The sequence below is a fragment of the Gelidibacter japonicus genome (assembly GCF_010725055.1).
GTDB lineage: Bacteria > Bacteroidota > Bacteroidia > Flavobacteriales > Flavobacteriaceae > Gelidibacter > Gelidibacter japonicus.
In genome coordinates this window covers 34,327-58,706 of record NZ_BJKB01000019.1, presented here as the reverse complement: position 1 = coordinate 58,706, position 24,380 = coordinate 34,327, and the positions used below count along the sequence as shown (strand labels likewise).

The 24,380-nt window shown below is 37.2% G+C and carries 24 protein-coding genes and 5 tRNA genes; 28 read left to right on the top strand and 1 reads right to left on the bottom strand.

Translation table 11 applies throughout. The annotated features are described in order from the left end of the window. The first annotated feature begins 115 nt into the window (after positions 1–115). The 5 genes from porK (at position 116) to G6N06_RS16660 (ending at position 6,026) form a co-directional block, all read left to right on the top strand. Positions 116–1,486, top strand: coding sequence for a T9SS ring complex lipoprotein PorK/GldK (gene porK, locus G6N06_RS16680; protein WP_163517939.1), 1,371 nt, complete (start codon positions 116–118; stop codon positions 1,484–1,486). Positions 1,487–1,549: 63 nt separating this feature from the next. Then, entirely contained in the window at positions 1,550–2,185 is a 636-nt protein-coding gene (porL, locus tag G6N06_RS16675; protein WP_163517916.1) for a type IX secretion system motor protein PorL/GldL, read from the top strand. A gap of 46 nt (positions 2,186–2,231) precedes the next feature. After that, positions 2,232–3,767 carry a type IX secretion system motor protein PorM/GldM gene (porM, locus tag G6N06_RS16670; protein WP_163517915.1) on the top strand — a complete coding sequence of 512 codons (1,536 nt, stop codon included), beginning with the start codon at positions 2,232–2,234 and terminating at the stop codon, positions 3,765–3,767. A gap of 68 nt (positions 3,768–3,835) precedes the next feature. Continuing rightward, positions 3,836–4,735: a type IX secretion system ring subunit PorN/GldN gene (gene porN / locus G6N06_RS16665; RefSeq protein ID WP_163517914.1), complete on the top strand. Its 900-nt coding sequence runs from the start codon at positions 3,836–3,838 to the stop codon at positions 4,733–4,735. 244 nt (positions 4,736–4,979) lie between these two features. Continuing rightward, entirely contained in the window at positions 4,980–6,026 is a 1,047-nt protein-coding gene (locus G6N06_RS16660) for an NAD(P)/FAD-dependent oxidoreductase (RefSeq protein WP_163517913.1), read from the top strand. Between the two features lie 33 nt (positions 6,027–6,059). Here the strand turns inward: G6N06_RS16660 and G6N06_RS16655 are convergent, their stop codons facing one another. Next, complete coding sequence (locus G6N06_RS16655) at positions 6,060–6,458, bottom strand: DUF983 domain-containing protein (RefSeq protein WP_163517912.1); 399 nt, start codon at positions 6,456–6,458, stop codon at positions 6,060–6,062. 84 nt (positions 6,459–6,542) lie between these two features. Here G6N06_RS16655 and G6N06_RS16650 point away from each other — a divergent pair, with 84 nt between their 5' ends. The 23 genes from G6N06_RS16650 to rplL all read left to right on the top strand — a co-directional run bounded on the left by G6N06_RS16650 (position 6,543) and on the right by rplL (position 24,268). Beyond that, positions 6,543–8,450: an ABC-F family ATP-binding cassette domain-containing protein gene (locus tag G6N06_RS16650; RefSeq protein WP_163517911.1), complete on the top strand. Its 1,908-nt coding sequence runs from the start codon at positions 6,543–6,545 to the stop codon at positions 8,448–8,450. 5 nt (positions 8,451–8,455) lie between these two features. Next, a complete protein-coding gene (locus G6N06_RS16645) occupies positions 8,456–8,638 on the top strand; it encodes a CPXCG motif-containing cysteine-rich protein (RefSeq protein WP_163517910.1) in 183 nt (60 codons plus the stop codon). 86 nt (positions 8,639–8,724) lie between these two features. Further along, positions 8,725–9,996 (top strand): DUF2851 family protein, encoded by a 1,272-nt coding sequence (locus G6N06_RS16640; RefSeq protein WP_163517909.1) that lies wholly within the window; start codon positions 8,725–8,727, stop codon positions 9,994–9,996. Between the two features lie 40 nt (positions 9,997–10,036). After that, positions 10,037–10,264, top strand: coding sequence for a PspC domain-containing protein (locus G6N06_RS19935; RefSeq protein WP_129016647.1), 228 nt, complete (start codon positions 10,037–10,039; stop codon positions 10,262–10,264). A 255-nt stretch (positions 10,265–10,519) separates the two neighbouring features. After that, positions 10,520–12,592 carry an amino acid carrier protein gene (locus G6N06_RS16635; RefSeq protein WP_163517908.1) on the top strand — a complete coding sequence of 691 codons (2,073 nt, stop codon included), beginning with the start codon at positions 10,520–10,522 and terminating at the stop codon, positions 12,590–12,592. Between the two features lie 9 nt (positions 12,593–12,601). Then, complete coding sequence (locus G6N06_RS16630; RefSeq protein ID WP_163517907.1) at positions 12,602–13,495, top strand: ComEA family DNA-binding protein; 894 nt, start codon at positions 12,602–12,604, stop codon at positions 13,493–13,495. Positions 13,496–13,509: 14 nt separating this feature from the next. Then, positions 13,510–14,676, top strand: a complete 1,167-nt coding sequence (locus G6N06_RS16625) for an acyl-CoA dehydrogenase family protein (RefSeq protein WP_163517906.1) — start codon at positions 13,510–13,512, stop codon at positions 14,674–14,676. A 444-nt stretch (positions 14,677–15,120) separates the two neighbouring features. Next, a complete protein-coding gene (locus tag G6N06_RS16620; protein ID WP_163517905.1) occupies positions 15,121–16,545 on the top strand; it encodes a carboxypeptidase-like regulatory domain-containing protein in 1,425 nt (474 codons plus the stop codon). 427 nt (positions 16,546–16,972) lie between these two features. After that, positions 16,973–17,167 carry a 30S ribosomal protein S21 gene (rpsU, locus tag G6N06_RS16615; RefSeq protein WP_163517904.1) on the top strand — a complete coding sequence of 65 codons (195 nt, stop codon included), beginning with the start codon at positions 16,973–16,975 and terminating at the stop codon, positions 17,165–17,167. Positions 17,168–17,258: 91 nt separating this feature from the next. Further along, entirely contained in the window at positions 17,259–18,170 is a 912-nt protein-coding gene (locus tag G6N06_RS16610) for a tyrosine-type recombinase/integrase (protein ID WP_163517903.1), read from the top strand. 68 nt (positions 18,171–18,238) lie between these two features. Beyond that, a complete protein-coding gene (hpf, locus tag G6N06_RS16605) occupies positions 18,239–18,541 on the top strand; it encodes a ribosome hibernation-promoting factor, HPF/YfiA family (RefSeq protein ID WP_129016654.1) in 303 nt (100 codons plus the stop codon). A 102-nt stretch (positions 18,542–18,643) separates the two neighbouring features. Beyond that, positions 18,644–18,720 (top strand) — tRNA-Thr (locus G6N06_RS16600). 114 nt (positions 18,721–18,834) lie between these two features. Next, a tRNA-Tyr gene (locus G6N06_RS16595) sits at positions 18,835–18,916 on the top strand. 438 nt (positions 18,917–19,354) lie between these two features. Continuing rightward, positions 19,355–19,427 (top strand) — tRNA-Gly (locus tag G6N06_RS16590). 247 nt (positions 19,428–19,674) lie between these two features. Then, positions 19,675–19,746 (top strand) — tRNA-Thr (locus G6N06_RS16585). 64 nt (positions 19,747–19,810) lie between these two features. Further along, positions 19,811–20,998: an elongation factor Tu gene (tuf, locus tag G6N06_RS16580; protein WP_163517902.1), complete on the top strand. Its 1,188-nt coding sequence runs from the start codon at positions 19,811–19,813 to the stop codon at positions 20,996–20,998. A gap of 156 nt (positions 20,999–21,154) precedes the next feature. Further along, positions 21,155–21,227, top strand: a tRNA-Trp gene (locus G6N06_RS16575). Between the two features lie 93 nt (positions 21,228–21,320). Beyond that, positions 21,321–21,515 carry a preprotein translocase subunit SecE gene (secE, locus tag G6N06_RS16570; protein WP_163517901.1) on the top strand — a complete coding sequence of 65 codons (195 nt, stop codon included), beginning with the start codon at positions 21,321–21,323 and terminating at the stop codon, positions 21,513–21,515. Positions 21,516–21,529: 14 nt separating this feature from the next. After that, a complete protein-coding gene (gene nusG / locus G6N06_RS16565; RefSeq protein WP_163517900.1) occupies positions 21,530–22,087 on the top strand; it encodes a transcription termination/antitermination protein NusG in 558 nt (185 codons plus the stop codon). Positions 22,088–22,155: 68 nt separating this feature from the next. Beyond that, positions 22,156–22,593, top strand: coding sequence for a 50S ribosomal protein L11 (gene rplK, locus G6N06_RS16560; RefSeq protein WP_163517899.1), 438 nt, complete (start codon positions 22,156–22,158; stop codon positions 22,591–22,593). Between the two features lie 11 nt (positions 22,594–22,604). Then, positions 22,605–23,294, top strand: a complete 690-nt coding sequence (rplA, locus tag G6N06_RS16555) for a 50S ribosomal protein L1 (protein WP_163517898.1) — start codon at positions 22,605–22,607, stop codon at positions 23,292–23,294. A gap of 18 nt (positions 23,295–23,312) precedes the next feature. Then, positions 23,313–23,834: a 50S ribosomal protein L10 gene (gene rplJ, locus G6N06_RS16550; protein WP_163517897.1), complete on the top strand. Its 522-nt coding sequence runs from the start codon at positions 23,313–23,315 to the stop codon at positions 23,832–23,834. A 59-nt stretch (positions 23,835–23,893) separates the two neighbouring features. Continuing rightward, complete coding sequence (gene rplL / locus G6N06_RS16545) at positions 23,894–24,268, top strand: 50S ribosomal protein L7/L12 (RefSeq protein WP_163517896.1); 375 nt, start codon at positions 23,894–23,896, stop codon at positions 24,266–24,268. Positions 24,269–24,380 lie beyond the last annotated feature (112 nt).

Sequence of the window (24,380 nt, the reverse complement as noted above, 5' to 3'; positions counted from 1 at the left end):
CAAAAAAAATGAAAAAAAGATTGTTTTTTAAAAAATATATAGATATGTTTACTCCCTCAAAAATATCAAACTGAACATTTAAGACTAAATAATTTAACCTCGAGTTTATATGAATATGAAGAAGTTCGCTTTATTAACCGCTGTTTTAGCTCTATTGGCTAGTTGTAATTCTGGAGACAGAGGAGAACTAGTAGGAGTTAAAGGAAAGAAATGGCATCCAGAAAAGCCTTACGGAATGACACTTGTCCCTGGAGGATCATTCATTATGGGTAAATCTGATGATGATTTGGCAGGTATTCAAGATGCCCCAACCAAAACTGTTACAGTAAGAGCCTTTTACATGGACGAAACTGAAATCACGAATAGTGAGTACCGTCAGTTCGTCAACTGGGTAAGAGATTCTACTATTAGAACCAAATTAGCGATTATCGCAGATGATTTTGGTCTGACTCCTGGAGATGGAGGTACTGGAGAATTTGCATTTAAAGATGCTGACCCAGATAACATGACTGTGTACGAAAAGTATATGTATGATAACTATAGTGGTTTAGGCCCTACTGGTTATGAAGGTCGACCTTTAAATAAAAAGGTGAAGTTGATCTTTGACACCAATAAGTATCCTGACGAGTACTATGCTGAAGTTATGGACTCAATGTACTTGCCTTTGGAAGAATCGTACAATGGACAGCGTACTTGGGATGTCAAGAAGTTTAAATTCAAATACACCTATATGGATATCCAAAAGGCTGCAAAGAATAGAAACTTAAAACGTAAGGACGTATTGATTACCGAAGAAGTTGAAATTTACCCTGACACTACAACCTGGATCAGAGATTTCGCTTATTCATACAATGAGCCAATGCACAACGATTACTTTTGGCATGAAGCTTACGGTGCATATCCTGTAGTTGGTGTTTCTTGGAAGCAAGCCAATGCGTTCTGTAATTGGAGAACATTGTATAAAAACGCGCATCAAAAGAGTAAAGGAAAACCTAATGTTAATTCATTTAGATTACCTTCAGAGGCCGAATGGGAATATGCAGCAAGAGGCGGTTTGCAAGGAGCAACATATCCTTGGGGTGGTCCTTATGCATTGAATGATAGAGGCTGTTTCTTGGCAAACTTTAAACCGTTGCGTGGTGACTATGCTGCAGATATGGCATTGTATACCGTAGAGGCAAAGTCTTACGAGCCGAATGATTATAACTTATACAATATGGCTGGGAACGTTTCAGAATGGGTTCAGGGATCTTATGACCCAGCATCCTATGAATACATGTCCACCATTAACCCTAACGTAAATGATCCAAACAACCAACGTAAAGTGGTAAGGGGCGGTTCATGGAAAGATGTCGCATATTTCTTACAGGTAAGTTCTAGAGATTATGAGTATGCCGACTCGGCACGTAGCTATATCGGTTTTAGAACGGTACAGGATTATATGGGTACCGATATCACTGCAAATGCAGCAACAAATAAAAATTAAACAGTTTAACAACCAAAACTAAATATTAATCTACTTATTTTAACTTAACTAAAAACAAACATTATGGCACAATCAAGAACACGAAAAAGAATTATGGTTATGACTTACGGCTTAGGAGCCGCAATTGTAATCCTTGGTGCACTTTTTAAAATCATGCACTGGCCTTATGGTAACACGATGCTGATCATCGGTCTGATAACAGAGTCCATTGTATTCGCTGTTTCCGCCTTTGAACCGATTGATGACGATCTGGACTGGTCGTTAGTATATCCTGAATTGGCTGGAGGTCAATCCTTAAACTTAAAGAAAGAACAACCAAAAGATGCTGAAGGTCTTTTATCTAAAAAATTGGATGAATTGCTTAAAGATGCAAAAATTGATGGCGAGTTAATGGCCAGTTTAGGCAACAGTATCAAAAGTTTTGAAGGTGCCGCAAAAGGAATCAGTCCAACTGTTGATTCTATGGCTGCTACAAGAAAGTATAGTGAGGAAATGTCATTGGCTGCTGCTCAAATGGAATCATTGAACAGTCTTTATAAACTTCAGATGGATTCTGCAAGTCGTCAAGCAGCTATCAACGAAGAAGCTGTTGAAAATGCCACTAAGCTAAAAGATCAAATGCAATCGTTAGCCTCTAACCTTTCATCATTAAATGGTGTTTATGGTGGAATGCTTTCTGCAATGAACAGATCTAATTAGTAATTAGTAGAGTTTAACCAAATCAACAACTAAAAACTATTTAGAAATGGCAGGAGGAAAATTATCCCCAAGACAAAAAATGATTAACCTTATGTATTTGGTGTTTATCGCAATGATGGCACTTAATATGTCTAAAGAAGTGCTGTCGGCATTTGGGTTAATGAACGAAAGAATCACTGATTCTAATGCATCGGCTGCGATTCGCAACGCTGCATTTATGGAAGGTTTAGCTGCAAAGGCTGAAGAGCAACCGGCTAAATATCAACCAATAAAAGCGAAGGCAGATGCCATTGACAAACTTTCAACTGATTTTTATGCTTATATAGAATCTGTTAAAGGTGGATTGTTAAAATCCGTTAAAGATCCAAAGAACTACGAGGAAATGGATAGAACCGATTTTCTTGACGAGAAATGGTTCAACGGTGATAAAATGACAAAAGCTGGGCAAGAGTTTATTGATAATATCAAAACCTATAGAGAAGGTGTGATTCAGATATTGGGCGAGGACAATAAGGAGATCCAGGACGATATCATTAAGAAATTCTCAACCAATGATGAAACGACCAAAGAGGGCATCAAAAAGGGATGGTTAACCTATCACTTTGAAGGCTTCCCAATGGTGGCATCTTTAACTAAGCTTACACAAATGCAAGCCGATGTTAAAACTATAGAATCTGAAGTATTATCTAATATGTTGGCCGGTGAGCAGGTGAAACAATTATCCATGAAAAATTATTCAGCAATCGTAATCCCTGATAAAACCGCATTCTTTAGTGGTGAGAATTTCAAAGGAAAAGTGGTACTAGGTCGTTTTGACAATACGCTTAACTTTGAAAAGATCGTTATCAATGGTAGAGAATTGGATAATGTTGAACAAGGTCAAGTCATGCTCGATTTCCCTGCAGGTGCTGTAGGTGAGCGCGATATTAAAGGAACCATGCAGTTTAAAGAGGGTGATGAAATCGTTGAGATCCCTATTATTAGTAAATACGCAGTTGTTCCTAAACCAAATTCTGCGACTATTTCAGCCGATAAGATGAATGTGGTGTATAGAGGTGTTGATAATCCAATGACTATTTCATTTGCCGGTGTTTCTGATAACAATGTCACAGCAACCGCTCCAGGTTTAGTTTCCAAAGGTGGTGGGAAATATGTTATGAGACCAAGTGCAGGAAAAGACGTAACCATTAATGTTACGGGAACACTTCCTGATGGCTCTAAGGTCAGCGATAGATCGACCTTCAGAATCAAGGATATTCCAAAACCATCAGGTACCATTGCGGGACAAGCTGATAATATTAGCTTGCCGAAATCCAATGTGGAAATTGCTACCGTCAACGCTAAACTATTCGACTTTGATTTCGATTTGGATATCAATGTGACCTCATTTAAAATCAAGGTCCCAGGCCAACCAACAGTTACGGTTAATGGGAATAAAATGAATGATCAAGCACGAAGTGCGTTGCGTAAAGCTTCAAGAGGTGACGGCGTACAGATCTTTGAAATTAAATCTGAGATTAAAGGAAACAGCAGTATTAAGTTGCTTCCTGCATCGCCAGTATTTATTGAAATATCAAACTAAATATAATTTAGGAACAGTTATCCCGTTATACTATCAAGATATTAATGTCCCAAATAATAATTAAAAAGATGAAATTAAAATATTGTTTATTAACCGTTTTAAGTATGGTGTTTGCAGTGAGTTCAGTGGGTCAAACCAACTTGCTCAACGCAAAGACGCCACAAGAAATTGGTATAAAGTCTGAAGCTCAAAAGATATTGGATAATGACAGACCGCTTGAATACGGTTATGTTGATGATAGGGATATCATGTTTTCAAAAATGACTTGGGAAAAAGTTGTTCTTGATGAGCGTGTCAACTTTCCATTATATTATCCAATTGACACCAATAATATTGGTGCCAACAGACGCTCATTATTTGACGTACTATGGAAAAACGTAAGAGAGGGAAATATTGAAAACGTTTATGACGATTCATATTTTACCACAAAACGTAAGCCAGCAGATATTCAAGCTATAATGTCTAAGACAGATACTTTGGATATAGGATACCAACAATACAATTCAGAAGGGTTTGTGTCTCCTGAATATATTGTCAAGCGAGATATTCAATCATATGATATCACAGCTTATCTAATAAAAGGCTTATGGTATTTTGATAAACGACAAGGTGAATTGAAATATAGGCTTCTAGGTATTGCCCCAGCTGCACCTGATGTCAACTTTATTGACTCAGATGATGAGGCCAATAAAGAACCAATTGCGTTGTTTTGGGTGTTTTATCCAGAGGCAAGAAATATCTTGCATGAAGCTAAAGCCTTCAACAACAAAAATAGTGCTATGCCGTTTTCGTTTGACCATTTGTTGAATTCAAGACGATTCAATGGCTATATGTATAAAGAAGAAAACGTTTATGGCGACAGAGAAGTCAACACATACGTTGCTGACAATGCATTAATGCAGCTCTTGGAATCTGATCGTATCAAAGATAAGATTAGAGATTTCGAACAAGATATGTGGGCGTATTAAACTATGCGCTCTGAAAGAACTAAAACGCTCACTATTTCAAGTGGGCGTTTTTTGTTTCTTCACCTGTTCTGAACATAAGGGTTGTGCATTTTTGAAGGCATTTTAAGTTCGATGTTTTTTTAGTTATTGAAATCTGTAATAGGAACAGGTGATTTATGATCGGTTTGGCGATAAGCAGGCTGAAGAGCCAATTCTTCTGAGAAATAGTCCTTAATACTCAGTAAACTTCTATATTTTTGTTACTATGAAAGAAGTCGATTATCTCATTGTAGGTTGTGGATTGGCTGGCGTGTCTTTTTGTGAAGAACTGCGGGCACATGATAAATCATTTGTTGTTTTTGACGATCAATCCCAACAATCTTCAATAGTTGCTGCAGGTTTGTATAACCCGGTTATTTTGAAGCGTTTCACAGAGGTATGGAAAGCCAAGGAGCAATTGGAGATGGCCTGGGATTTTTATGAAGATTTGGAAAATCTATTGGGTGTGAAATTAGATTATAAACTACCTGTTTATAGAAGATTTACATCCGTTGAAGAACAAAATGATTGGTTCAACGCTTCTGATAATCCTGCATTGGAAGCTTTCCTCTCCCCAAAGGTCATCAAAAACGAAAATCCTGCAATAGATGCCCCTTTTGGTTTTGGTGAAGTCCATGATACGGGTCGTATCGATACATCAACATTATTAAATCATTATAAGCTCTTTTTAAGAACAATCAATAGCTATAGCAATGAAACTTTTGATTATTCATTGCTGTCTATGCAAGAGAAAAGCCTTAGTTATAAAAACCTTAATGCCAAGTTTATTGTTTTTGCTGAAGGATATGGGATGGTTAAAAATCCGTTTTTTGAGTATCTCCCATTGAATGTTGTGAAAGGAGAGGTGTTGACCATCAAAGCGCCAGACTTAAAAATGGATTTTATTTTGAAATCCTCAGTATTTGTGGTTCCAGAAAATGACGATTGCTATTCTGTAGGCGCAACCTATAATTGGGAGGACAAAACCCATGAGATTACGGAAGAAGCAAAAAACGAATTGCTCGAAAAATTCGAAAACATCATCCATTGCGATTATGAATTAGTCAATCAGATGGCGGGAATTCGACCTACAGTTAAAGACAGAAGACCCCTAGTTGGGACGCACTCCAAGCACAAAAACATGGCCATCTTAAATGGTTTGGGAACACGTGGTGTGATGATAGGGCCTTATGTGGCGAAACAGTTGTTTTTACATTTGCTGAATGGACAGCCCCTAGATGCTGAAATAGATATCAAGCGTTTTCAGATATAAAGATCTCAAAACTGTATTTTGATTGTGGAAGTATTAGAGTTGTTTTTTGGTCCGATCAGCCAAAGTCTCATCGTAGTTCATAAAAAGATTGATCCATATATTCCGTGATACCCGCATGATAAACGGCATAAAAACGACGAGTGTTACAATAATTGCAATGAATGATGTGGTTAAGCTTAGACCTAAAATAAGGTAGCTAATTACAAAAGCAGCAACTGAAAAAGCCACGCCAACCCCATAACTGACGTACATAGCCCCAAAGAAGAATGACGGCTCCATACGGTACTTCGTGTTGCAGTTGCTACATCTTTCACGAATTTTTAAGATGTCCATCAAAACAAAAGGGTTTGGATTAACGTACATAGATTCCTCATGGCATTTTGGACATTTACCGGTTAAAATACTATACAACTTACTTCCTTTTTTTATCATGGTAATTGATTACTTTTGCATTTCCTAATAAAAAACAAAATTAAGGTTTTTAAAACCATTGTTTAGTAACAATACTTACAAAAAATGCTCAATATACATAATCTTTCTATTTCTTTTCAAGGCGAATATCTTTTTGAAGATATCACATTCATGCTTGGTGCTGGCGATAGGATTGGGCTGATCGGAAAAAACGGAGCAGGTAAGTCAACCATGCTCAAAATCCTTTCTAAGGAGATGGAACCTGATTCTGGACAAATTGCCGCAGATAAAAATTTGAGTATTGGTTTTTTGAAACAGGATATTGATTTTGTTTTAGGCAGGACGGTACTTGAAGAGGCATACGAAGCATTCAAGGAGATTAAAGAGTTGGAGGCCAAGATCGACGATATCAATCATCAATTGGTAGAACGAACAGATTATGAAAGCGATATTTATCATCAGCTGATGATAGATGTAAATGACATTCAGCACCAATACGAAATCATTGGAGGGTATAATTATCAGGGAGAAACAGAGAAAATCCTTCAAGGTTTAGGTTTTAAACGTGAGGATTTTAATAAACTAACAGATACTTTCTCAGGAGGATGGCGCATGCGGATTGAGCTTGCCAAGTTATTACTCCAAAACAACGACATTCTTTTATTGGATGAGCCTACCAACCATTTGGATATTGAATCCATCATTTGGCTCGAAAGTTTCTTAAAGAATTATGGAGGTGCAGTCGTCATTGTATCGCACGATAAGATGTTTTTGGATAATGTGACCAATCGTACCATTGAAATTTCAATAGGAAGGATTTACGATTATAAAAAGCCGTATTCTCAATATTTAGTGCTTCGAAACGAACTGAAGACGCAACAATTGGCATCGCAGAAAAATCAGCAAAAACAGATCGAGCAGACTGAAAAGCTGATCGAAAAGTTTCGGGCGAAGGCTTCTAAAGCGACTATGGCGCAATCACTCATCAAGAAATTGGATCGTATGGATCGGATTGAAGTTGATGAAGACGATAATAGTGTGATGACACTTAACTTTCCTGTTTCTGTAATTCCTGGGAAGGTGGTCGTTGAAGCACATCAAATTTCTAAAAAATACGGCGATTTACAAGTTTTAAAAAATATCGACCTAAATGTTGAGCGTGGAAGCAAGATTGCTTTTGTAGGGCAAAACGGTCAGGGAAAATCGACACTAGCCAAAATTATTGTTGGAGAATTGAAACACGAGGGCCAATTAAAACTCGGTCATAATGTGCAGATCGGTTATTTTGCCCAAAATCAAGCGGAATATTTAGACGGCAGCAAATCAGTTTTGGACACCATGATTGATGCCGCCAATGAAAAAAACAGGAGTAAGGTGCGTGATATTTTAGGATCCTTTCTTTTTAGAGGAGATGAAGCCGAAAAATATGTACGGGTACTGTCGGGTGGTGAACGGAATAGATTGGCATTGGCGAAACTATTGTTGCAACCATTTAACGTTTTGGTAATGGATGAGCCTACCAATCATTTGGATATTAAATCAAAGAATGTGTTGAAGGAAGCCTTAAAACGATTTGAAGGTACTTTGATCTTAGTATCGCATGACAGGGATTTTCTTCAAGGCTTGACAAATAGTGTATACGAATTTAAAGATCAGAAAATCAAGGAGTACTTAGGAGACATTGATTTCTATTTAGACCAGCGCAATGTTGAAAACTTAAGAGAAGTTGAAAAACGGGATGTGGTCAAGATTGAACCTAAAGAAACCAATAAGCAAACCTATGAAGATCAAAAAAAGTTAAAATCTTTGAATAATAGATTGAGCAATGTCGAAGCGAAGATCACCCAGCACGAAAAAGACATCAAAATTATGGACCTCGCCCTTGCTACCAATTATGATGAAACGGTTGCTGATCCGAAGTTTTTTGAACAATACGAAACTAAAAAGAAAAAACTGACCAAATTAATGGCAGAGTGGGAATCTGTTCATGAAGAACTTGAACTTTTGAGTTAAGCAAAATGAAAGAACATTTTTTCCAATGTCCTTATTGCTGGGAAAATATATCAATGCTCATTGATTGTTCCGTCCCATTTCAAAGCTACGTAGAGGACTGTGAGGTATGTTGCAACCCTATTCAAATTTCCGTGTCCATATCCGATGGACAAGTTGAGAGCTTCCATGCTGAAAGTATTGAGCAGTAGTGTATTTTATGATCTAAACTTTTTTACTGTTTAAAATATTTGCTATCTATGTGAAAGTAATTTGTAATTGTCTTATTTTTAGAGATATGCAAGAAGCTTTTCTACATTATGTGTGGCAGTTTAACAAGTTTGAAACCTCCAAATTGAAAACAAAAACTGGGGAAGCTATTACTTTGCTTGATAATGGACAGCCCAATGCAAACGGTGGTCCAGATTTTTTCAATGCGCAACTTGAAATAGATGGACAAATGTGGGCTGGTAACGTCGAAATTCATATCAAGTCCAGTGATTGGTATGTCCATAACCATGAAATGGATGTGGCGTATGACAATGTCATCCTGCATGTCGTGTTTGAACACGATACGGATATTTTCAGAAAAGATAATTCCATAATACCCACCTTGGAATTAAGAAACTTAATACATCATAATGTATTAAAGAACTATCAAAAACTTGTGATGTCGTCGCATAAATGGATTAATTGCGAATTGGATTTTGATGAAGTTGATGACTTTGTGATTTCCAATTGGTTAGAGCGGTTGTATATTGAACGGCTTGAACGAAAATCAGGAGCTATTGAAAATCTTTTAAATACATCAAAAAATGACTGGGAAAGTGTTTTGTTTAAACTTTTAGCTAAAAACTTCGGGTTGAAAGTAAACGGTGATGCATTTTTCAGTATGGCCAATTCTTTTGACTATACAATTGTTAGAAAAGTGCAAACACAACCACTTCAATTGGAGGCTTTATTTTTTGGGCAATCGGGATTATTGGACTCCAATGTCGAAAATGGATATTTTCAAAATCTTTCAAAAGAATACCATTTTATTAAGCAGAAATTCAATTTGTCAAATGATGAAGTCATTCCACTTCAATTCTTTAGATTGCGTCCTCCAAATTTCCCTACCATAAGATTGTCACAATTGGCAATGCTATACCATCAACATGCTAATTTGTTCGCAAAATTAATGACTGTACAAAGCATTGAGGAGATATATGAATTGTTCCAAGTCAGCACTTCTGAATTTTGGCAAAGACATTTCACATTTGAAAAAGCATCCCGAGATTCAAGGAAGTCTTTAACTAAAAGTTTTATTGATCTGTTGTTGATCAATACTGTCATTCCATTGAGATTTTGTTATTTGAAACATCATGGAAAACATGCCTCAGAATGGTGTCTTTTGATGGCCCAAAAAATTGCTTCTGAACAGAATGCCATCATCAAAGCTTTTAATAATCTGAAACCTGTTTCAGATTCCGCCTTGTCCTCTCAAGCATTGATTCAACTTAAAACAGAATATTGTGATAAGAATCGTTGCATGAGTTGCGCCATTGGCAATTCACTTTTAACTCGATAGCAACTGGGTTTTAAACATTAAAAATTAGTAATTTTGTTACATGAATATTTTTTATAGATCCTTATTGTATTTTCAGAAACGTGGATACTACGTATGTCAGCGTATTGCAGACCGGTTGGGGATTAGAGCCAAGGTAGTAAGGACTTCATTTATGTATCTCACCTTTGTGACCCTTGGTTTTGGATTTGCGTTGTATCTGTTCATAGCTTTCTGGATGCGAATCAAGGATTTAATCTACACAAAGCGCTCCTCTGTCTTTGATCTATAGTTAGAGTTGTTATATGGGCCTAGACATTTGAAAATTGATGGGGTTGTTGATTGTGGTCATTCAATACCCAAAATGATCTACGATTTTGTGATAGGAGCTGGGCACTAAGTAAATATCTAAAATTTAAATCTTCTCAGAATTTAGAATAGATCGTTCTATTTTTCATTTTAACAGCCAAATCTTTATAAAATCATTTTTTTTTAGCATCTTGTGGTGTTTTTTAAACAATTATTAACTACTAACTAAAACCCACCTATGAAGAAGTACCTTCTTGCCCTATTTAGTACATTATTACCAATTTTAATTTTCGCTCAAGACTTTGATATCAAAGGAGAAGCATTTAATCCTTCAGACAATATAAATGACGGCATCATCAGGGTCACTGCATCAGGTGGGGTCCCACCTTATACGTATAGATGGAGTAATCAAAGCACGCCTTTAAGCTCCAATGAAGCTGTCGGTTTAACTGAGGGAGTGCCATACTCTGTCGTCATAACAGATGCCGTTGGAGATACAAAAACGGTTGTATATACTGTAAAGACCCAGGCCATCACTGAGGTGTTTAATGGCACAATGACCCCTGCAGTAGCTACTTTAGGGGCCGTTTTATTTTGGGATCCATTCGCCACCATAGGTATTTATGATCCTGTGGTATATGCTGATGTCAAGCAAATAGGTGTCCCAGATTGGACAAATGAGGTAGATGATAAATTTGTTCTTAAGAAATGGCTCCAGCCCGAAGGTGCCCGAGTATCCAAAGACGATCCCATTGCCATTATAACGGACAAGGCAGGAAATGATATTACCGTCAACGCTTCAGCAAGAGGTGAACTGAAACATCTCACTGCTGAAGGGCAAACTATTTACAATTCTAAAAATCAAAAGCATGTCATTGAACAGGGTGCCCATTATTTCGGGCAAATTGTATATGATAAGCCCTTAGTACTAACACATCCCAATGGAGATCCATTGACTAAGCCTATTCCATTTATTGTGATATGGCTGGTGTTAGGGGCCCTGTTTTTTACTTTGAGAATGGGTTTTATAAATTTCAGGGGATTTAGGCATGCGATTGATTTAGCAAGAGGTAAATATGATGATCCTGATGCACCAGGTCAAGTAACCCATTTTCAAGCATTGGCTACCGCGGTTTCTGGTACAGTTGGTCTGGGCAATATAGCTGGAGTTGCAGTGGCGGTTTCATTAGGTGGAGCAGGGGCAACATTTTGGATGATTGTTTGCGGTCTATTGGGAATGTCCACGAAGTTTGTGGAATGTACCTTAGGAGTAAAATATAGAGATATCCTACCTGATGGACGTGTATTTGGAGGGCCTATGAATTATTTACGCTATGGACTCGAAAAGCGCCAGATGAAAGGTCTTGGTAAAGTCTTGGCAGGTCTGTTTGCGGTACTCGCAGTTGGTGCTTCTTTTGGAGGTGGAAATATGTTCCAGGCTAACCAATCCTTTGAACAGTTAGCTGGTCAATTTCCAATGTTGGCAGGTCATGGATTTTGGTTTGGAATCATTACGGCTGTGTTGGTTGGGATAGTTATTATAGGTGGTATCAGCAGTATTGCTCGAGTTACAGGAAAAGTCGTGCCAATTATGGCTTCCATATATATTGTAGCAGCATTGGCTGTCATCATCATGAACATCCAAAATGTAGGCCCGGCATTCGCTGCTATTTATGATGGCGCCTTCAATGCATCGGCTTTAAAAGGAGGTGTCATAGGTGTTTTGGTGATTGGTTTCCAACGTGCCGCATTCTCAAATGAGGCTGGAGTTGGGTCTGCAGCGATAGCTCATAGTACCGCAAAAACCAACAACCCACCGTCAGAAGGCTTTGTGGCTTTATTGGAACCATTTATTGATACCGTTGTGGTTTGTACATTAACGGCACTGGTATTGATCTTTACAGGAATGCATGAAGTAGAAGGAATGGCCGGAGCCCAGTTAACCTCTGATGCTTTTGGAAGTCAGATCTCTTGGTTCCCGTATATATTGGCATTGGCCGTCTTCTTATTTGCCTTTTCAACAATGATTTCTTGGTCGTATTATGGAATGAGAGCTTGGACTTATTTATTCGGAAAAAGTAAAAAAATCGAATTTATCTATAAAATGCTGTTCTTGGTCTTTGTGGTGATCGGAGCTTCAGTTAGTTTAGGAGCCGTACTGGATTTCTCCGATATGATGATTCTCGCTATGTCATTCCCTAATATCATCGGATTGTACATTATGTCAAAAGAGGTCAAAATCGACCTGGATTCTTATGTTAAAAAATTAAAAGCAAACTTGCTCTATAAAAGGCAGGAGCCACATAAATAAATAAAAAACATGGCATATAAATCCCATTTTAAGTTTTCTAACAGTCAACGAAATGGGATTTTTTTGTTGGCTGTACTCATTATTATTTTTCAGTGTATTTATGCTTTCGTTGATTTTTCTTCAGAAAGTGTACAGCCAGACAAAAAAGTATTGGAAAAGTTTAGACAGCAAGTTGATTCAATAAAAAAGGTGGAATTACAAAAGTCCAAGCCGATAGTCTATCCATTCAATCCAAATTATATCACAGATTTCAAAGGCTATACCCTTGGAATGTCCACGGAAGAGATTGACCGGCTATTAAAGTTCAGGGAGGAGAATCAATGGATCCATTCAGCTCAACAATTCCAAGAGGTAACCAAAATTTCAGATTCATTATTGGATCAGCTTTCGCCTTTATTTAATTTTCCTGACTGGGTTACCGATCCAAAGCCCCAAGTGAGCCGGACAGATTACTCTAAAAATCCAAACCATAGAATCAGCGGTTCAAAAACCTACGACCAAAAAATTGATCTCAATAAGGCCACGGCCCAAGAACTGCAGAAGGTGAATGGTGTTGGTGAGAAATTGTCGGATAATATTATCAGATATCGAAATAGGTTTAAAGGTGGTTTTATTTCAGAAGTTCAACTTCAGGATATTTATGGTTTGACGCCAGAGGTGATTGAGCGTATCACTAATGATTTTGCGGTAAAAACACCACGGCATATAGAGAAGATAAATCTAAATACTGCAACAAAGGACCAACTGGTCACGATTCAGCATATTGATTATGAAATTGCACACTATATTATTGAGGAAAGAACCTTGAGAGAGGGGTTTAAATCGTTTGATGAGCTATTGAAAGTTAAAAAGTTTCCAATCCGAAAATTCGAGATAATTAAGTTATATTTGACCCTCAATTAAATGAAAAAGATAATATGAACAGCATGTACTTCACAGAAGAACATCACCTTTTTAGGCAAAGTTTTAAGGAATTTTTGAAAAAAGAAGTCGTTCCGCATATTGATAAATGGGAAAAGACAGGGACCATTGAACGCTTTATATGGAAGAAGTTTGGTGATATGGGCTTTTTTGGTCTAAACTATCCTGAAACTTATGGCGGATTGAATCTTGACTTATTTTATACCGTAATTTTTCTTGAAGAATTGCAAAAAATAAATTCTGGGGGCTTTGCTGCTGCCATGTGGGCCCATGCCTATCTTGCCATGACACACCTCAATAAGGAAGGTAGTCATGAGATAAAGGAAAGGTATTTAGCTCCAAGTATCACAGGTGATAAAATTGGCTGTTTGTGTATTACCGAGCCTTTTGGGGGAAGTGATGTTGCGGGAATGCGCACCACTGCTGAAAAAAAAGGAGATTCCTACGTGATTAATGGTTCTAAAACATTTATTACAAATGGGATTTATAGCGACTATCTAGTGGTCGCTGCTAAAACCGATCCCGAAGCTGGGCATAAAGGGATGAGTATTTTTGTTATGGACAGGGATACACCTGGGATCTCAGCAACCAAACTTGATAAATTGGGTTGGAGGGCATCGGACACCGGAGAAATCGCATTTGACAATGTCGTTATTCCTGCCAATCAACTTATGGGAGAAGAAGGCAAAGGATTTCCATACATTATGCAACATTTCGCTTTGGAAAGATTGATTATGGGCATCAATTCCCATGCAAGGGCAGAGTTTGCGCTTGAATATGCGGTTCAATATATGTCAGAACGCACCGCATTTGGAAAAACCATTGATAAATTTCAGGCCTTGCGTCATAAGGTAGCAGATTTTTACACGGATATGGAAATATGCAAGGAGTTCAATTATTCTGTAGCCTATCGGTTAAATAGGGGAGATTATGTGGTTAAGGAGGCCACCATGTCAAAATTGCATTCCACTAAAATGGCTGATGAGGTCATTTATGGATGTCTACAATTCTTGGGTGGGTATGGATATATGGAAGATTATCCAATGGCCCGTTTGCTACGGGATAGTAGATTGGGCCCTATAGGAGGAGGCACTTCTGAGATTTTGAGAGAAATCATCGCCAAAATGGTGATTGATAAGAAGGACTATAAACCGGCAACATAAATATCTTGATCATCATTTTGGCGAAAATTCACCCCAATTGCGCCAAAATGGTGATTGATAAGAAGGACTATAAACCGGCAACATAAATATCTTGATCATCATTTTGGCGAAAATTCACCCCAATTGCGCCAAAATGGTGATTGACAAGAAGGACTATAAACCGGCAACATAAATATCTTGATCATCATTTTGGCGAAAATTCACCCTAATTGCGCCAAAATGGTGATTGACAAGAAGGATTATAAACCGGCAACATAAATATTTTGGTCATCATTTTGGCGAAAATTCACCCCAATTGTGCTAAATTGATGCTTTATAAAAAGATTGCGAACCAGTAACATCATAAAACTGTTGGTTATTTTAGTTGTCATACCCAAATTGGCTCTAACAATAATTTATAAAAATAGTGTAAGTCTGATCTATAACTTAATCTACATCCTGATCATGAAAAACAATCATTTCAAATACCTACTGACCTTATCCATTTGCTTTTATTCCTTTACTGTCTTTTCTCAAAAGGAAGTCAAAAATAAAATTTCTGATTTTGGCACCTTGATGCCTATTGAAAGTGCCAGTATTTACGTACAGAACACGACCATCGGAACCGTAAGTAATGCCGATGGAAAATTCGTTTTGTTGGTACCGATTCAATTTGAAAACGATACTTTAGTGATCTCATCTATAGGTTATAAGAGTTTCAAAACCCCAGTGAACGCGTTTGATAATTCTCAGGAAATATATTTGGAAGAGGATATCGCGGCATTGGATGAAATTGTGCTTATTGCGGAAAATAGGCCGACAACGGCCAATGATATCGTACTGAGGTCTCTTGAAAGATTGTCTGTAAATATGCCCGATATGCCTTATCTGCAAAAAGGTTTTTTACGCCATAAGGAACGAAACCGACGGGAATTTAAATGGCTTATCGAAAGTGCAATAACGCTTTATGATTCTAGTTATAGCTCATCTTCGGCATCCAATCTAAAAATTAATGTTGATCAAGTTAGAAAAAGTTATGATCTACGTGATGTGGATAGTCTACTCACTTATACGGCCTATCTTAAGGAAAAATCAAATAGAGGCAATCTTCTTGCAAGAAATTTAAGAAGAGATACAATCAAAACATCTACTTTGGTCAAAGCCATTAAATGGAATGATACCAGAATCAATGGCCTTCAAAATCTTTTTGAAAGCAAATTGAATGTCTTAAGAAATGTCAATAACAATCGTGCTTTGTTTGGTGAAGATATTTTGGATAGACACCAATTCAGATTAGATACCATTTTGGTGGATGATGATAGAAAGATTTATAAGATTGAGATTTCAGAAAGCCATAAGTTCATAAACCTGGAAACAAAGGGTATCTATAATGATGGCTATCATGCTAAAGGGTGGCTATATATTTATTATGATAATTATGCCATTAAAAAATTGGAGTACGAATTAGTTGCTGCTTCAGATGCTCAAAAGAGCAGAAGTAAAACGCTTTTCGATACGAAGATCAACCATAAGATAATAATGACCTTTAGGGAATATCAAGACAGAATGTATCCTAATTATCTGTACTATGAAACCCCGAAACTGGTGAATGTCGGCTATAAACCTACCAAGCCGGGAGAAGTGATTGAGCCGGATGCCAATACCGATGAACGTTTTTATTATACCGTACAAGAATTGTTGTTCACGGAAATAATTCTTGATCCAGAGCAAATTGAAATGGCACTTAGTCGACCTTGGGATCCCGATATTTTCGCGGTAAAGCCTTATGATAGGGACTTCTGGCGAAATTATAACACGCTTCTGGAGAGTGAGGAAGATGAAAAGTTGATTCAGGATTTAACCAAGCGGTCTTCTTTATTTAAGGATTAAACTATTGGCGGACAGGTGCTGCTGTTGAGATTTAGGATTCACTAAATAAAATGGCAATGGTATCATACAAATTATATTATAGTAGCTATTCTGATATTTTATTTTCCTTTTGATCTTTTTGTCAGTACGAACTCTCTACAAAAAGAAAGACGAATCAAGAACTTTGGCATCTATGACATGTTGTTTTTCATCAGAGATTATTTCTTTATCCATATTATATCAATTTATAACTACCCCATATTGGTGGGTATTTTGCTGCTGGTCTTATAAATGGGAAGACTTAAGGCTGTTATTGTTGAAAGTTTCTTAAGCGAGAAAAGTGTTTTGAACTTCGTGATAAATATTTTTTAAAATTTTAATTGCGAATTATATTTTACTTTTTATATTTGCAGCCTGAAAATTCTAAAAGAGAGGAGGTTAAGACACTATGTTAATAATACCAGTTAAAGAAGGAGAAAATATAGATAGAGCGTTAAAGCGTTACAAACGAAAATTTGACAGAACGGGAACGAAGCGTCAATTACAGGCGCGCAAACAGTTTGACAAGCCTTCAGTTTTGAAAAGAGCGTCGTTTCAAAAAGCGCAATACATTCAACATTTAAGAGATCAAGAAAGCATTTAACTGTTTTTTGAAATTAAATAAAAGAGATTCCTGCAACCGCAGGAATTTTTTTTGTTCTATATTTAATGGGCCAAATCTAAATATGCTCTTTATGTCTGAAGTAGACTCACAATTCTTAGCATTTTCGGAATATCTTCTACGCGAAAAAAAATATTCAATATTGACCGTAAAGGCTTATCTCGGTGATCTTGAAAGTTTTTCAATGTTTATTGGGGATGAATATGACTCTACCACTATTCAGGACGTCAATTATTCTCAAATAAGACACTGGATTGTTTTTTTGGTAGAACAAAAAATTTCCAACAGAAGTATCAATCGTAAAATCTCATCTCTGAACTCTTATTTTAAATTTCTGATTAAAACAGAAACAATTAAGGCCAATCCATTATCCAAGCACAAAGCGTTAAAAACGACGAAGAAGATCCAAATTCCATTTTCGAGAAATGAAATGGAAGAAGTCATTGGAATTTTGAAAATGGAAACAGACTTTGAGGGGTTGAGAAACCGCCTTATCGTAGAACTTTTTTATGCAACGGGGATTAGACGCATAGAACTCATTCAGATTAAGATAAAGGATTTGGATTTAGCCAATAAAACTTTAAAGGTTATCGGCAAGAGAAATAAAGAGCGTTTTGTACCGTTAATTGATAGTGTGGTGATGACTGCGAAACATTATTTGCAGATAAGAAATCAACTAAAAACTATTGAAGACACGGATTTTGTGTTTTTAACTAAAAAAGGGTTAAAAATATATGAAACGCTTGTTTACAGAATTATAAATGAGTATTTTAGTTTAGCTTCTAGTAAAGTAAAAAAGAGTCCGCATATATTGAGGCATTCATTTGCGACACACTTACTTAATCAGGGAGCTGATTTAAATGCCGTTAAGGAGTTGTTGGGGCATTCAAGCTTAGCGGCAACCCAAGTATATACTCATAATAGTATAGCTGAATTAAAGAAGGTGTATGCCAATGCGCATCCAAGAAGTAAAAACCATAACTAATGTCTAACCAAATGAAAGCATGGGATATTTTTGGCTCCATGTTCTTAATTTTTTAAAAAATCGAACAGATGAAAGTAAACACACAATCAGTTAATTTTACAGCAGACAAGAAGTTGATCGACTTTATTCAAAAACGAATGGATAAATTAGATTTGTTTTATGATAAAGTCATCCAATCAGATGTTTATCTCAAAGTCGAAAACACAAGTGATAAAGAAAACAAAATATTTGAAGCCAGAGTCAGTGTTCCTGGAGATAGTTTTGTGGTTAAAAAACAATGTAAAACATTTGAGGAAGGGGTAGACATGGCAGTTTCATCTCTCGAAAGACAGTTAAAAAGACGAAAAGAGAAATTAAGATCACATATTTGATAAAAATTTCTCATAAAATGTTTTGAATAAAAAAATAAATCTCTACATTTGCAGTCCGTTAGAAATAGCGGGCTTTTTTATTGAAGGAAAAGTTCATAAAAAGCCGATGTAGCTCAGCTGGCTAGAGCAGCTGATTTGTAATCAGCAGGTCGTGGGTTCGAGTCCCTCTATCGGCTCCAAATTCCTGCGAAGGCAGGAATCTCAAAGTTTTAGGATTTTGGGAAGCGTTCATAAAAATATTGAAATTAAGATTTGAAATTTAATTTTTGATAAATGAAATTTCGAATCGGTTTGGGGAGATACTCAAGCGGCCAACGAGGGCAGACTGTAAATCTGCTGACTACGTCTTCGCAGGTTCGAATCCTGCTCTCCCCACAAAACTTTTAAATAAGCAGTTGTCAAAAGCTCGCTTTTGTAAAACTGCGTTTTAAAAGTTTTAGTAAGGGGTCACCCTTACGGATCACCGACCGAAGGGAGGTAATCCACAATAATGTGATAAAGTTTTTAAGCTCGCTTTTGTAAAACTGCGTTTTAAAAGTTTTAGTAAGGGGTCACCCTTACGGATCACCGACCGAAGGGAGGTAATCCACAATAATGTGATAAAGTTTTTAAGCTCGCTTTTGTAAAACTGCGTTTTAAAAGTTTTAGTAAGGGGTCGCCCTTGCGGATCACCGACCGAAGGGAGGTAATCCACAAAACATTCCTGCGAAGGCAGGGGTCTCAAGTTTGGTTATGAATCGTAGCTAAAGGTTGGGAGTCGTTCATTGAGTATTGGAATTTGGAATTTTCTGTTTGGATTTTCCGAGAATAATTGCGGGAGTAGCTCAGTTGGTAGAGCGTCAGCCTTCCAAGCTGAATGTCGCCGGTTCGAACCCGGTCTCCCGCTCAAAGAGTGGATGTCGTCACGCCGAGAGTGTGATTGTCCGCTTAAAATGCGAGTTTTATTGCGTTTAAAATCGTGATTTCTCGCTTAAAAGAGTGAAATGTTGTCATGATGCAATGCGTGACCAGCCCTCTAGGAGAGTAGTATCTGTCGTATCAAATATATGATTGGCTATTCTGGATACGTTTCAAGTTTCTTGTTGCAACTTTTTGAACTTGAGATCAGGAACCTGAAACCACCAAACTCAAACGCCGGTGTAGCTCAGGGGTAGAGCGCTTCCTTGGTAAGGAAGAGGTCACGAGTTCAATTCTCGTCATTGGCTCTTTTAAATAAGCAAAATTAAATTTTTGAACACTAATATAAATTAAGATTAAAATAAATTAAACATGGCAAAGGCAACTTTCGATCGTTCAAAACCACACCTTAATATAGGTACTATTGGACACGTGGATCACGGTAAAACAACTACGACAGCAGCTATTACTAAAGTATTAGCTGATGCAGGTTTTTCAGAAGCAAGATCATTTGATCAAATTGATAACGCTCCAGAAGAAAAAGAAAGAGGTATTACAATTAATACATCACACGTAGAATATGCAACAGCAAATCGTCATTACGCTCACGTAGACTGTCCAGGTCACGCGGATTACGTAAAAAACATGGTTACTGGTGCCGCTCAGATGGACGGTGCTATCCTTGTTGTAGCTGCGACGGATGGTCCAATGCCACAAACACGTGAACACATCCTTTTAGGTCGCCAAGTTGGTATTCCTAGAATTGTTGTATTCATGAACAAAGTTGACTTGGTTGACGATCCTGAATTATTAGAGCTAGTTGAAATGGAAATCCGTGAATTGTTGTCGTTCTACGATTATGATGGTGATAACGGTCCAGTTGTACAAGGTTCTGCTTTAGGAGCGCTTAACGGCGAGCAACAATGGGTTGACAAGTTGTTGGAATTAATGGAAGCTGTTGATACTTGGATTGAAGAGCCAGTTCGTGATATGGATAAGCCTTTCTTGATGCCGATTGAAGATGTTTTCTCTATTACTGGTCGTGGAACTGTTGCTACAGGGCGTATCGAAACTGGTATTGCTAAAACTGGAGACCCAGTTGAAATCATCGGTATGGGTGCTGAGAAATTAACTTCTACTATTACTGGTATTGAAATGTTCCGTCAAATCCTTGACAGAGGAGAAGCTGGTGATAACGCTGGTATCTTATTAAGAGGAATTGAGAAAACTCAAATTTCAAGAGGTATGGTTATTGTTAAGCCAGGTTCTGTAAAACCACATGCAAAATTTAAAGCTGAGGTTTATATCTTGAAAAAAGAAGAAGGTGGACGTCATACACCATTCCATAACAACTACCGTCCTCAGTTCTATGTACGTACAACTGACGTGACAGGAAACATCACATTGCCAGAAGGTGTTGAGATGGTTATGCCTGGTGATAACTTGACAATTACAGTTGAGTTAATCCAACCAATTGCAATGAATGTAGGTTTACGTTTCGCTATCCGTGAAGGTGGACGTACTGTAGGTGCAGGTCAGGTAACTGAAATTTTAGACTAATTATTGCTTAAATATATATTAAGGCGTCTTGATTTTTCAGGATGCCTTGATTTATATTAATCTGTCACGCCTAAATCGTGAGCTCAACAACTGAGGAATTAATTGTTGAAATTAAATAAAAAGAAAGGGATGATAACATGGATTTCTTTTTATAATACGGGTTTAGCTCAGTTGGTAGAGCACTGGTCTCCAAAACCAGGTGTCGTGAGTTCGAGTCTCGCAACCCGTGCAGAGCATTTTGGAACCGAAATATAAATGGTCCGAATAGAATTTAACAGAGAATAGAATTGAACGCTCCCACTTTAAAATTAACACAACTATAATGGCAGGATTTGTAAATTATATTTCAGAATCATTTAGTGAATTAAAGAACAATGTTACATGGCCAACATGGGCTGAAGCTCAGCGTTTGACCATAGTAGTAGCTGTTTTCTCAATAATATTTGCTTTGGCAATTTGGGGAGTTGATACAGTATTCAGTGGGGTTATCGAAACGTATTTCGACTGGATCAAGTAAAATACACATTAAGGATGTCTGAAACTAGTGGAAATAAAAAGTGGTATGTTGTAAGGGCCGTTAGTGGTCAAGAAAACAAGATCAAAACCTATATAGAAAACGAAATTGCCCGTTTGGGTCTCGGCGACTATGTAGATCAAGTTTTGGTGCCTACTGAAAAAGTCATACAAATTCGCAACGGGAAAAAAATAAGTAAAGAGAAAGTTTACTTTCCTGGCTACATAATGATACAAGCCAATTTAACTGGCGAGATTCCTCATATCATTAAATCCATTACTAACGTCATTGGGTTTTTAGGAGAGGTAAAAGGAGGAGATCCTGTGCCTTTAAGACAGTCTGAAGTCAATAGGATGTTAGGTAAAGTGGATGAGCTAACCGTAGATGCAGATGCTAACGCGGCTATTCCGTTTACTATTGGAGAGACCGTAAAAGTTATAGACGGTCCATTTAATGGATTTGACGGAACTATTGAAAAAATAAATGAAGAAAAGCGTAAGCTTGAAGTAATGGTGAAAATATTCGGAAGAAAGACACCATTGGAATTAAGTTATATGCAAGTTGAAAAAGTTTAATAATTGTTACAAATAGATCGTATGTCTTTTGGCTTCCATTGGAAAGACGTGCAACTAAAATTTTAAAAATGGCAAAAGAATTAAGTAAAGTAGTTAAGCTACAAGTTCGGGGAGGTGCAGCGAATCCATCGCCACCGGTAGGACCCGCTTTAGGAGCTGCTGGAGTTAATATCATGGAATTCTGTAAGCAATTTAATGCTAGGACTCAGGATAAGGCCGGTAAAGTATTACCAGTTGTAATTTCTGTGTTCAAGGATAAATCGTTTGATTTCGTAATTAAGACCCCACCAGCTGCAGTACAATTAATGGAAGCGGCCAAAGTAAAAAAAGGATCTGGAGAACCGAACAGAAAAAAGGTAGCAAAAGTAACTTGGGATCAAGTTAAAGCAATTGCAGAAGATAAAATGCAAGATTTAAATGCATTTACCGAAGCAAAAGCAATGGACATGGTTGCTGGGACGGCAAGATCAATGGGTATTACTGTAACAGGTAAAAAACCTAATTAAAAATTTTTGAAATGGCAAAATTAACTAAAAAGCAAAAAGAGGCAAGGGCTAAAGTTGACAAGAATAAACTTTATTCTCTTGAAGAGGCTGCGGCTTTATTAAAAGAAATCACTTATACAAAATTTGATGCTTCAGTGGATATCGCTGTAAGACTTGGAGTTGATCCTCGTAAGGCAAATCAAATGGTAAGAGGTGTTGTTTCTTTACCTCACGGAACAGGAAAGGACATGAAGGTTCTTGCATTGGTAACCCCTGACAAAGAGCAGGAAGCTAAGGATGCGGGCGCTGATTATGTAGGATTGGATGAGTACCTTGATAAAATCAAAAGTGGTTGGACAGATGTTGACGTTATTGTCACTATGCCTGCAATCATGGGTAAACTAGGTCCTTTAGGTAGAATATTAGGTCCAAGAGGCTTAATGCCAAACCCTAAAACAGGTACAGTAACTATGGATGTGGCCAAAGCGGTTGCTGAAGTAAAAGCTGGTAAAATAGATTTTAAAGTTGATAAAACCGGAATCGTTCACGCTCCAATCGGGAAAGCATCATTTACTCCCGATATGATAACGGACAATGCGAATGAACTGTTGACAACTTTAATCAAAATGAAACCTGTTGCAGCTAAAGGTGTGTACATGAAGAGTATTTTTATGTCAAGCACCATGAGTCCAAGTATATCAATCGATACTAAAATAGGTTAGTAGTTAAACTTTAATATTATGACAAGAGAAGAAAAATCACAAGTTATTGTAGAGTTGACTACTCAATTAGCAGAAAATACACATATCTATTTAACGGATATTTCTGGATTAAATGCGAAAAACACTTCAGAATTACGTCGCGCGTGCTTTAAAGCAGGCATTAAAATGGCCGTCGTAAAGAATACCTTGTTGGAGAAAGCTATGGAAGCTTCTGATAAAGATTTTGGTCAACTTCCAAAAACCTTAGTCGGAAACACTTCAGTAATGTATTCGGAAACTGGAAATGCTCCAGCTAAAGTAATTAAAGCATTTCGTAAAAAATCTGATAGGCCTTTGCTTAAAGGAGCTTTTATTGAAGAAGCGATCTACATTGGTGATGAGCAATTGGATGTATTAGTCGACATCAAATCAAGAGAGGAATTAATTGGAGATATTGTAGGATTGCTTCAATCTCCTGCTAAAAATGTTATTTCAGCGCTTAAATCAAGTGGTGGTAAATTAGCAGGTATCCTTAAAACTCTATCCGAAAAAGAAGGATAGTCAAAACAGTACGCACTTAAACAAATTATATTTTATTAAAATTATTAAAACGATAGAAAATGGCAGATTTAAAAGATTTCGCAGAAAAATTAGTTAATTTGACAGTAAAAGAAGTTAACGAATTAGCTACAATATTAAAAGATGAGTATGGTATCGAGCCAGCTGCTGCTGCTGTTGCAGTTGCTGCAGGTGGAGGCGGTGCTGCTGAAGCGGCTGAAGAGCAGTCAGAATTTGACGTAGTTCTTAAAGCTGCAGGTGCATCTAAATTGGCAGTTGTTAAATTGGTAAAAGAATTAACTGGTTTAGGCTTGAAAGAAGCTAAAGAATTGGTTGATAATGCACCAAGCAACATTAAAGAAGGTGTTTCTAAAGATGAAGCAGAAGCTTTAAAAGGTCAATTAGAAGACGCAGGAGCAGAAGTTGAGCTTAAATAAGCTTAACCCAAACTACAAATTTTGGTTTAGGTCTTCCGATCCCGATTACTATCGGAAGTTCGGAATGACCTAAACCCTTTTGTGTATATTAAAGGTACATAAAAAAAACACA